This window comes from Cohnella faecalis (genome assembly GCF_003570905.1).
GTDB lineage: Bacteria > Bacillota > Bacilli > Paenibacillales > Paenibacillaceae > Cohnella > Cohnella faecalis.
Map to the genome: position 1 here is coordinate 1 of NZ_QXJM01000062.1, position 9,882 is coordinate 9,882.

The 9,882-nt window shown below is 53.0% G+C and carries 9 protein-coding genes and 6 pseudogenes; 6 read left to right on the top strand and 9 right to left on the bottom strand.

Going from position 1 to position 9,882, the window contains the following annotated elements:
• Positions 1 to 321: 321 nt before the first annotated feature.
• The 6 genes and pseudogenes from D3H35_RS29460 to D3H35_RS33275 form a co-directional block, all read left to right on the top strand.
• A pseudogene (locus D3H35_RS29460) lies at positions 322 to 575 on the top strand (ribosomal L7Ae/L30e/S12e/Gadd45 family protein).
• Positions 576 to 741: 166 nt separating this feature from the next.
• A pseudogene (rpsL, locus tag D3H35_RS29465) lies at positions 742 to 1,162 on the top strand (30S ribosomal protein S12).
• A 57-nt stretch (positions 1,163 to 1,219) separates the two neighbouring features.
• Positions 1,220 to 1,690 carry a 30S ribosomal protein S7 gene (gene rpsG / locus D3H35_RS29470; RefSeq protein ID WP_119147587.1) on the top strand — a complete coding sequence of 157 codons (471 nt, stop codon included), beginning with the start codon at positions 1,220 to 1,222 and terminating at the stop codon, positions 1,688 to 1,690.
• A gap of 17 nt (positions 1,691 to 1,707) precedes the next feature.
• The gene (gene fusA, locus D3H35_RS29475) at positions 1,708 to 3,828 is read left to right on the top strand and encodes an elongation factor G (protein WP_119152628.1); all 2,121 of its coding nucleotides are present in this window, start codon (positions 1,708 to 1,710) and stop codon (positions 3,826 to 3,828) included.
• A 62-nt stretch (positions 3,829 to 3,890) separates the two neighbouring features.
• Positions 3,891 to 4,529: a GTP-binding protein gene (locus D3H35_RS33270; protein ID WP_233568240.1), complete on the top strand. Its 639-nt coding sequence runs from the start codon at positions 3,891 to 3,893 to the stop codon at positions 4,527 to 4,529.
• Positions 4,529 to 4,951, top strand: a pseudogene (locus D3H35_RS33275) (EF-Tu/IF-2/RF-3 family GTPase); the annotation flags it as partial. The gene D3H35_RS33270 and the pseudogene D3H35_RS33275, both read left to right, overlap by 1 nt.
• A 22-nt stretch (positions 4,952 to 4,973) precedes the next feature.
• On the opposite strand, the gene D3H35_RS35250 reads toward D3H35_RS33275, so the two are convergent.
• The 9 genes and pseudogenes from D3H35_RS35250 to D3H35_RS33280 form a co-directional block, all read right to left on the bottom strand.
• Positions 4,974 to 5,069: a hypothetical protein gene (locus D3H35_RS35250; RefSeq protein WP_411675196.1), complete on the bottom strand. Its 96-nt coding sequence runs from the start codon at positions 5,067 to 5,069 to the stop codon at positions 4,974 to 4,976.
• Positions 5,057 to 5,287 carry an EF-Tu/IF-2/RF-3 family GTPase gene (locus D3H35_RS35255; RefSeq protein ID WP_411675197.1) on the bottom strand — a complete coding sequence of 77 codons (231 nt, stop codon included), beginning with the start codon at positions 5,285 to 5,287 and terminating at the stop codon, positions 5,057 to 5,059. Before D3H35_RS35255 ends, D3H35_RS35250 begins: the two co-directional genes overlap by 13 nt.
• Positions 5,288 to 5,298: 11 nt before the next feature.
• On the bottom strand, positions 5,299 to 5,853 hold the full coding sequence (locus tag D3H35_RS35260) for a GTP-binding protein (RefSeq protein WP_411675198.1): 555 nt from the start codon (positions 5,851 to 5,853) through the stop codon (positions 5,299 to 5,301).
• Complete coding sequence (locus D3H35_RS35265; protein WP_411675195.1) at positions 5,792 to 5,995, bottom strand: GTP-binding protein; 204 nt, start codon at positions 5,993 to 5,995, stop codon at positions 5,792 to 5,794. Before D3H35_RS35265 ends, D3H35_RS35260 begins: the two co-directional genes overlap by 62 nt.
• Before the next feature lie 108 nt (positions 5,996 to 6,103).
• Positions 6,104 to 8,169 (bottom strand): annotated as a pseudogene (gene fusA / locus D3H35_RS29490) (elongation factor G).
• Positions 8,135 to 8,657 (bottom strand): annotated as a pseudogene (gene rpsG / locus D3H35_RS29495) (30S ribosomal protein S7). The pseudogenes fusA (D3H35_RS29490) and rpsG (D3H35_RS29495) overlap by 35 nt, the downstream one beginning before the upstream one ends.
• Before the next feature lie 54 nt (positions 8,658 to 8,711).
• Positions 8,712 to 9,132: pseudogene (gene rpsL / locus D3H35_RS29500) on the bottom strand (30S ribosomal protein S12).
• A gap of 172 nt (positions 9,133 to 9,304) precedes the next feature.
• A complete protein-coding gene (locus D3H35_RS29505) occupies positions 9,305 to 9,556 on the bottom strand; it encodes a ribosomal L7Ae/L30e/S12e/Gadd45 family protein (RefSeq protein WP_119152629.1) in 252 nt (83 codons plus the stop codon).
• Between the two features lie 145 nt (positions 9,557 to 9,701).
• Positions 9,702 to 9,882, bottom strand: a 181-nt coding sequence (locus D3H35_RS33280) for a hypothetical protein (RefSeq protein WP_233568241.1), incomplete at its 5' end; no start/stop codon positions are given.

Below are 9,882 nucleotides of genomic sequence, written 5' to 3' on the forward strand. Positions count from 1 at the left end.
GGCGTGGGTTGGCATGGCTGCTCCCCCAGCCTACAAAACGATTGCCATGCTAAGCGGATATGAAGCGGCGAACGGCGCTGAAATAGCGCTGGGGCTATTTTTACCGTTGTTCTATGCGTTTTTTGGAGCAGTCATTTTTTTGAGAAGGATGAACCGGAGATTGTTCTAAGATCGGACCCCGAAATTCGGAAGCCGAAAATAGATAGGCATAAATAACGTAAAATCGGTATCCGATTTCTTGACAGTGTTCATTCGGGATGATACTATGTTTGAGTGTGTGCCTGACGTGCACCATTCTGCTTGTATGGAGGTCGATGTCGGATGACAACGAACGACTACGGATTGCAGGCCGGGAACGTCAAGATTGGCACCAAGCAGACGATCAAGACGGTGGAGCAGGGCGATGCCGCCGAGGTGTTCGTAGCGCAAGATGCAGATCCCGTACGGTAGCTCGCGTCATTCAATTGTGCGAGCAGCTCGGAGTGAAGTTGACTTACGTCGACACGATGAGAAACCTGGGTAAAGCATGCGGCATTGAAGTGGGCGCGGCGATGGCCGCAATCATAAGAGAATAAGCAAGCCGGGTTTGGACTGGCGCTTCATCGTACTTTTCGTACGGGAGGAAGCCGGGCGGACCCTTTCGCATTTCTCAAAATGAACCGCCTGGATCTGTGGGCTTCGCAAAGTGGTGTCGGCTGTTCTGTTCTATTGCTTAACGTTCATGGGAAGGGGGTGGCAACAATGCCAACAATTAATCAACTCGTTCGCAAAGGTCGTCAACCGAAGGTGGTTAAATCGAAATCTCCTGCGTTGCAAAAAGGCTTCAATGCCCTCAAACGTATTGAGACGATCTAAGCGCGCCTCAAAAACGCGGGGTTTGCACCCGTGTAGGCACGATGACTCCGAAAAAACCGAACTCCGCACTCCGTAAATACGCGCGGGTACGTCTGACGAACCGTATCGAGGTGACCGCCTACATTCCGGGGATCGGCCACAATCTGCAAGAGCACAGTGTCGTGCTTATTCGCGGAGGCCGGTAAAAGACCTTCCGGGTGTACGTTACCACATCGTTCGCGGCGCTCTGGATACCGCAGGCGTAAACAACCGGAAGCAAGCTCGTTCCAAATACGGCGCTAAGCGTCCGAAAGTCAAAAAATCGTAATGCGCAAGGATGAATCGTCCGACGCACTACAACATGAATAAGAAAGGAGGAACTTAGATGCCTCGCAAAGGACCCGTACCGAAACGGGACGTTCTCCCGGATCCGGTATACAATAGCAAACTCGTTACTCGTCTTGTCAACCGCATTATGATCGACGGTAAGAAAGGCGTTGCACAGCAATTGCTGTACGATGCGTTCAACCTCATTCAAGAGCGTTCCGGCAAAGACGCAATGGAAGTTTTCGAAGCTGCGATTAAGAACATCATGCCGGTACTTGAAGTTAAAGCCCGTCGTGTAGGTGGTGCGAACTACCAGGTTCCGATTGAAGTGAAACCGGAGCGCCGCACGTCCCTTGGACTGCGCTGGCTCGTAAACTACTCCCGCAACCGCGGCGAGAAGACGATGGAAGAGCGTTTGGCTGCCGAGATTCTCGACGCTTCCAACAACACGGGAGCAGCAGTTAAAAAACGCGAAGATACGCATAAAATGGCGGAAGCGAACAAAGCATTCGCTCACTACCGCTGGTAATCGAAGGGAGATCCACCATGTCAAGAGAGTTCTCCTTACAAAATACGCGTAATATCGGTATTATGGCGCATATTGACGCGGGCAAGACGACCACGACGGAACGGATTCTCTTCTACACCGGCCGCGTTCACAAAATCGGCGAAGTGCACGAAGGTGCAGCGACGATGGACTGGATGGAGCAGGAGCAGGAGCGCGGTATTACGATTACGTCTGCCGCGACGACCGCCCAGTGGAAAGGTCACCGCATCAATATTATCGACACTCCGGGTCACGTTGACTTTACGGTAGAGGTCGAGCGCTCCCTGCGCGTATTGGACGGCGCCGTTGGCGTATTTAGCGCCAAAGAAGGCGTCGAGCCTCAATCCGAGACGGTATGGCGTCAAGCCGACCGTTACGGCGTACCGCGTATCGCGTACGTTAACAAGATGGACATCATCGGCGCGGACTTCCTGAACGTCGTTAAAGACATGAAGGAGCGTCTCGGCGCCAATGCCGTCGCTATTCAATTGCCGATCGGCGCCGAGAATGAATTTGTCGGCATGATCGATCTGATCGAACGGATCGCTTATGTCTACAAAGACGATCTGGGCAAAGAGCCGGTAGAGTCGGAAATTCCGGCTAACTTGGCTGACCAAGTCGAAGAGCTTCGTGCGGAGCTTGTAGAGAAAGTCGCCGAGCTGGACGAAGAGCTGATGATGAAGTATCTGGAAGGTGAAGAAATCACCGTTCCCGAGCTGAAAGCGGCTCTGCGCAAAGGCGTCTGCGAAGTGAAAATCTTCCCAGTCGTCTGCGGATCGTCCTACCGCAACAAAGGCGTTCAGCCTATGCTGGACGCTGTAGTAAGCTTCCTGCCTTCTCCGGTTGACGTGCCTGACATCAAAGGTACGCTGGACGACGGTACGGAAACGGTTCGCAAATCCGCAGACGATCAACCGTTCGCGGCGCTTGCGTTCAAAATCATGACCGACCCTTACGTCGGTAAGCTGACGTTCTTCCGCGTATATTCCGGCGTTCTGAACTCCGGATCGTACGTTGTGAATGCAACGAAAGGCAAACGTGAGCGTATCGGCCGTATTCTTCAGATGCATGCGAACAGCCGCCAAGAAATCAGCGAAGTATACGCTGGTGACATTGCAGCTGCCGTAGGCTTGAAGGATACGACGACAGGCGACACGCTGTGCGACGAGAAGAACCCGGTTATTCTCGAATCGATGAACTTCCCTGAGCCGGTTATCCAGCTCGCGGTCGAGCCGAAAACGAAAGCCGACCAAGACAAAATGGGTATCGCTCTTCAGAAGCTCGCCGAGGAAGATCCTACGTTCCGCGCTCATACGGACGAAGAAACGGGACAAACGATCATCGCAGGTATGGGTGAGCTTCACCTTGAAATCCTCGTTGACCGTATGCTCCGCGAATTCAAAGTCGAGACGAACGTCGGTAAACCGCAAGTAGCTTATCGCGAAACGTTCAAATCCGCGGCCAAAGTCGAAGGCAAGTTTGTTCGCCAATCCGGCGGACGCGGACAATACGGACATTGCTGGGTTGAGTTCCAACCGGTTGAAGCTGGCGTAGGTTTCTCGTTCGAGAACAAAGTCGTCGGCGGTGCTATTCCTCGCGAATACATCGCTCCAATTCAAGCGGGTATCGAAGAATCGATGAAAAACGGCGTTCTGGCGGGCTTCCCGCTCGTGGACATCAAAGCCATCGTATTCGACGGTTCTTACCACGATGTCGACTCCAACGAGATGGCGTTCAAAATCGCCGGCTCGATGGCGCTCAAAGCGGCCAAAGAAAAATGTAATCCTGTTCTTCTCGAGCCGATCATGAAAGTCGAAGTTACTGTTCCTGAAGAGTACATGGGCGACGTAATGGGTATGCTGAACTCCCGTCGCGGTCGTATCGAAGGCATGGACACGCGCCACGGCGCTCAAATCATTCGTGCCAAGGTACCTCTTGCCGAGATGTTCGGTTACTCCACAACGCTTCGTTCCGGTACGCAAGGACGCGGAGTATTCTCGATGGAGCTTTCGCACTACGAAGAAGTGCCTAAGTCGATTTCCGAAGAGATTATTTCCAACACAAAGGCGCTTAAGCGCTCAACGATTTGTAAGCGGACGGGCAGGGGAGTCGCGGCGTAAGCCTCGATTCGCCGCCCGCCACCCTATAAATTCCTTTTACTTATAAGGAGGAGAAAAGTTACATGGCAAAGGCTAAGTTCGAACGTAACAAACCACACGTTAACATCGGTACGATCGGTCACGTCGACCACGGTAAAACGACGCTGACGGCTGCAATCACGACGGTTCTTTCGAAAAAATACGGCGGTGCTGCCGTAGCATTCGATCAAATCGACAAAGCTCCGGAAGAGCGCGAGCGCGGTATCACGATTTCCACCGCTCACGTTGAGTACGAAACTCCTAACCGTCACTACGCACACGTTGACTGCCCAGGACACGCCGACTATGTTAAAAACATGATCACCGGCGCTGCTCAAATGGACGGAGCGATCCTGGTTGTATCCGCTGCTGACGGCCCTATGCCGCAAACGCGCGAGCACATCCTGCTCTCCAAACAAGTAGGCGTTCCTTACATCGTCGTATTCTTGAACAAATGCGACATGGTTGAAGACGAAGAGCTGCTTGAACTGGTTGAGATGGAAGTACGCGACCTGTTGAACGAATATGAGTTCCAGGCGACGACACTCCAATCATCCGCGGCGCTGCTCGTGAAGCTCTGCAAAACCCTGACGGTCCTTGGGCCGACAAAAATCATTGAGCTGTTCGAGCAAGTCGACACGTACATCCCGCAACCAGAGCGCGATGTCGCTAACCTTTCTTGATGCCAGTCGAGGACGTCTTCACGATCACGGGTCGCGGTACTGTTGCTACTGGCCGCGTAGAGCGTGGAACGATCAAAATCGGCGACGAGATCGAAATCATCGGTCTGGTTGAAGAAAGCCGCAAATCCGTCGTTACGGGCGTTGAAATGTTCCGTAAATTGCTTGACTCCGCTCAAGCCGGCGACAACATCGGCGCATTGCTTCGCGGCGTTGACCGTAAAGACATCGAGCGTGGACAAGTTCTGGCAAAACCGGGTTCGGTTAAGCCTCACACGGAATTCACGGCTCAAATCTACGTTCTGACCCAATCCGAGGGTGGCCGTCACAAGCCTTTCTTCACGGGTTACCGTCCGCAGTTCTACTCCGGACGACTGACGTTCGGGCATCATCGATCTGCCAGAAGGACTGAGATGGTTATGCCAGGCGACAACATCACCGTTACCGTTACTGATGCTCCAATCGCTGTTGAAGAAGAACTGCGGACGGTAACCGTGAAGAAGGCTTGTGACGGCCACCCTCGGATTGGGTCAGAACGTAGATTTGAGCCGTGAATTCCGTGTGAGGCTTAACCGAACCGGTTTTGCCAGAACTTGTCCACGCTCGATGTCTTTACGGTCAACGCCGCGAAGCAATGCGCCGATGTTGTCGCCGGCTTGAGCGGAGTCAAGCAATTTACGGAACATTTCAACGCCCGTAACGACGGATTTGCGGCTTTCTTCAACCAGACCGATGATTTCGATCTCGTCGCCGATTTTGATCGTTCCACGCTCTACGCGCCAGTAGCAACAGTACCGCGACCCGTGATCGTGAAGACGTCCTCGACTGGCATCAAGAAAGGTTTAGCGACATCGCGCTCTGGTTGCGGGATGTACGTGTCGACTTGCTCGAACAGCTCAATGATTTTGTCGGCCCAAGGACCGTCAGGGTTTTGCAGAGCTTCACGAGCAGCGCCGCGGATGATTGGAGTGTCGTCGCCTGGGAACTCATATTCGTTCAACAGGTCGCGTACTTCCATCTCAACCAGTTCAAGCAGCTCTTCGTCTTCAACCATGTCGCATTTGTTCAAGAATACGACGATGTAAGGAACGCCTACTTGTTTGGAGAGCAGGATGTGCTCGCGCGTTTGCGGCATAGGGCCGTCAGCAGCGGATACAACCAGGATCGCTCCGTCCATTTGAGCAGCGCCGGTGATCATGTTTTTAACATAGTCGGCGTGTCCTGGGCAGTCAACGTGTGCGTAGTGACGGTTAGGAGTTTCGTACTCAACGTGAGCGGTGGAATCGTGATACCGCGCTCGCGCTCTTCGGAGCTTTGTCGATTTGATCGAATGCTACGGCAGCACCGCCGTATTTTTTCGAAAGAACCGTCGTGATTGCAGCCGTCAGCGTCGTTTTACCGTGGTCGACGTGACCGATCGTACCGATGTTAACGTGTGGTTTGTTACGTTCGAACTTAGCCTTTGCCATGTAACTTTTCTCCTCCTTATAAGTAAAAGGAATTTATAGGGTGGCGGGCGGCGAATCGAGGCTTACGCCGCGACTCCCCTGCCCGTCCGCTTACAAATCGTTGAGCGCTTAAGCGCCTTTGTGTTTGGAAATAATCTCTTCGGAAATCGACTTAGGCACTTCTTCGTAGTGCGAAAGCTCCATCGAGAATACTCCGCGTCTTGCGTACCGGAACGAAGCGTTGTGGAGTAACCGAACATCTCGGCAAGAGGTACCTTGGCACGAATGATTTGAGCGCCGTGGCGCGTGTCCATGCCTTCGATACGACCGCGACGGGAGTTCAGCATACCCATTACGTCGCCCATGTACTCTTCAGGAACAGTAACTTCGACTTTCATGATCGGCTCGAGAAGAACAGGATTACATTTTTCTTTGGCCGCTTTGAGCGCCATCGAGCCGGCGATTTTGAACGCCATCTCGTTGGAGTCGACATCGTGGTAAGAACCGTCGAATACGATGGCTTTGATGTCCACGAGCGGGAAGCCCGCCAGAACGCCGTTTTTCATCGATTCTTCGATACCCGCTTGAATTGGAGCGATGTATTCGCGAGGAATAGCACCGCCGACGACTTTGTTCTCGAACGAGAACCTACGCCAGCTTCAACCGGTTGGAACTCAACCCAGCAATGTCCGTATTGTCCGCGTCCGCCGGATTGGCGAACAAACTTGCCTTCGACTTTGGCCGCGGATTTGAACGTTTCGCGATAAGCTACTTGCGGTTTACCGACGTTCGTCTCGACTTTGAATTCGCGGAGCATACGGTCAACGAGGATTTCAAGGTGAAGCTCACCCATACCTGCGATGATCGTTTGTCCCGTTTCTCGTCCGTATGAGCGCGGAACGTAGGATCTTCCTCGGCGAGCTTCTGAAGAGCGATACCCATTTTGTCTTGGTCGGCTTTCGTTTTCGGCTCGACCGCGAGCTGGATAACCGGCTCAGGGAAGTTCATCGATTCGAGAATAACGGGTTCTTCTCGTCGCACAGCGTGTCGCCTGTCGTCGTATCCTTCAAGCCTACGGCAGCTGCAATGTCACCAGCGTATACTTCGCTGATTTCTTGGCGGCTGTTCGCATGCATCTGAAGAATACGGCCGATACGCTCACGTTTGCCTTTCGTTGCATTCACAACGTACGATCCGGAGTTCAGAACGCCGGAATATACGCGGAAGAACGTCAGCTTACCGACGTAAGGGTCGGTCATGATTTTGAACGCAAGCGCCGCGAACGGTTGATCGTCTGCGGATTTGCGAACCGTTTCCGTACCGTCGTCCAGCGTACCTTTGATGTCAGGCACGTCAACCGGAGAAGGCAGGAAGCTTACTACAGCGTCCAGCATAGGCTGAACGCCTTTGTTGCGGTAGGACGATCCGCAGACGACTGGGAAGATTTTCACTTCGCAGACGCCTTTGCGCAGAGCGCTTTCAGCTCGGGAACGGTGATTTCTTCACCTTCCAGATACTTCATCATCAGCTCTTCGTCCAGCTCGGCGACTTTCTCTACAAGCTCCGCACGAAGCTCTTCGACTTGGTCAGCCAAGTTAGCCGGAATTTCCGACTCTACCGGCTCTTTGCCCAGATCGTCTTTGTAGACATAAGCGATCCGTTCGATCAGATCGATCATGCCGACAAATTCATTCTCGGCGCCGATCGGCAATTGAATAGCGACGGCATTGGCGCCGAGACGCTCCTTCATGTCTTTAACGACGTTCAGGAAGTCCGCGCCGATGATGTCCATCTTGTTAACGTACGCGATACGCGGTACGCCGTAACGGTCGGCTTGACGCCATACCCGTCTCGGATTGAGGCTCGACGCCTTCTTTGGCGCTAAATACGCCAACGGCGCCGTCCAATACGCGCAGGGAGCGCTCGACCTCTACCGTAAAGTCACGTGAACGACCGGATAATATATGTGATGTGACCTTTCCACTGGGCGGTCGTCGTCGGCAGACGTAATCGTAATACCGCGCTCCTGCGCTCCTGCTCCATCCTCCATCGCCATCGTCGCTGCACCTTCGTGCACTTCGCCGATTTTGTGAACGCGGCCGGTGTAGAAGAGAATCCGGTTCGTGGGTGCCCGCGTCAATATGCGCCATAATACCGATATTACGCGTATTTTGTAAGGAGAACTCTCTTGACATGGTGGATCTCCCTTCGATTACCAGGGTAGTGAGCGAATGCTTTGTTCGCTTCGCCATTTTATGCGTATCTTCGCGTTTTTTAACTGCTGCTCCCGTGTTGTTGGAAGCGTCGAGAATCTCGGCAGCCAAACCTCTTACCATCTCGTCTTCTCGCGCGGTTGCGGGAGTAGTTTACGAGCCAGCGCAGTCCAAGGGACGTGCGGCGCTCCGGTTTCACTTCAATCGGAACCTGGTAGTTCGCACCACCCTACACGACGGGCTTTAACTTCAAGTACCGGCATGATGTTCTTAATCGCAGCTTCGAAAACTTCCATTGCGTCTTTGCCGGAACGCTCTTGAATGAGGTTGAACGCATCGTACAGCAATTGCTGTGCAACGCCTTTCTTACCGTCGATCATAATGCGGTTGACAAGACGAGTAACGAGTTTGCTATTGTATACCGGATCCGGGAGAACGTCCCGTTTCGGTACGGGTCCTTTGCGAGGCATCTAAGTTCCTCCTTTCTTATTCATGTTGTAGTGCGTCGGACGATTCCTTGCGCATTACGATTTTTTGACTTTCGGACGCTTAGCGCCGTATTTGGAACGAGCTTGCTTCCGGTTGTTTACGCCTGCGGTATCCAGAGCGCCCGCGAACGATGTGGTAACGTACACCCGGAAGGTCTTTTACCGGCCTCCGCGAATAAGCACGACACTGTGCTCTTGCAGATTGTGGCCGATCCCCGGAATGTAGGCGGTCACCTCGATACGGTTCGTCAGACGTACCCGCGCGTATTTACGGAGTGCGGAGTTCGGTTTTTTCGGAGTCATCGTGCCTACACGGGTGCAACCCCGCGTTTTTGAGGCGCGCTTAGATCGGTCTCAATACGTTTGAGGGCATTGAAGCCTTTTTGCAACGCAGGAGATTTCGATTTAACCACTTCGGTTGACGACCTTTGCGAACGAGTTGATTAATTGTTGGCATTGTTGCCACCCCTTCCCATGAACGTTAAGCAATAGAACAGAACAGCCGACACACTTTGCGAAGCCCACAGATCCAGGCGGTTCATTTTGAGAAATGCGAAAGGGTCCGCCCGGCTTCCTCCCGTACGAAAAGTACGATGAAGCGCCAGTCCAAACCCGGCTTGCTTATTCTCTTATGATTGCGGCCATCGCCGCGCCACTTCAATGCCGCATGCTTTACCCAGGTTTCTCATCGTGTCGACGTAAGTCAACTTCACTCCGAGCTGCTCGCACAATTGAATGACGCGAGCTACCGTACGGGGATCTGCATCTTGCGCTACGAACACCTCGGCGGCATCGCCCTGCTCCACCGTCTTGATCGTCTGCTTGGTGCAATCTTGACGTTCCCGGCCTGCAATCCGTAGTCGTTCGTTGTCATCCGACATCGACCTCCATACAAGCAGAATGGTGCACGTCAGGCACACACTCAAACATAGTATCATCCCGAATGAACACTGTCAAGAAATCGGATACCGATTTTACGTTATTTATGCTATCTATTTTTCGGCTTCCGAATTTCGGGGTCCGATCTTAGAACAATCTCCGGTTCATCCTTCTCAAAAAATGACTGCTCCAAAACGCATAGAACAACGGTAAAAATAGCCCCAGCGCTATTTCAGCGCCGTTCGCCGCTTCATATCCGCTTAGCATGGCAATCGTTTTGTAGGCTGGGGGCAGCAGCCATGCCAACCCACGCAGGCGTGAGGCAACG

Excerpts from the sequence above, each read along its gene's own strand:
- fusA (WP_119152628.1), top strand. The coding sequence starts at position 1,708 with ATGTCAAGAGAGTTCTCCTTACAAAATACGCGTAATATCGGTATTATG.
- D3H35_RS35265 (WP_411675195.1), bottom strand. The coding sequence starts at position 5,995 with ATGGCAAAGGCTAAGTTCGAACGTAACAAACCACACGTTAACATCGGT.
- D3H35_RS29505 (WP_119152629.1), bottom strand. The coding sequence starts at position 9,556 with ATGTCGGATGACAACGAACGACTACGGATTGCAGGCCGGGAACGTCAA.
- rpsG (WP_119147587.1), top strand. The coding sequence starts at position 1,220 with ATGCCTCGCAAAGGACCCGTACCGAAACGGGACGTTCTCCCGGATCCG.
- D3H35_RS33270 (WP_233568240.1), top strand. The coding sequence starts at position 3,891 with ATGGCAAAGGCTAAGTTCGAACGTAACAAACCACACGTTAACATCGGT.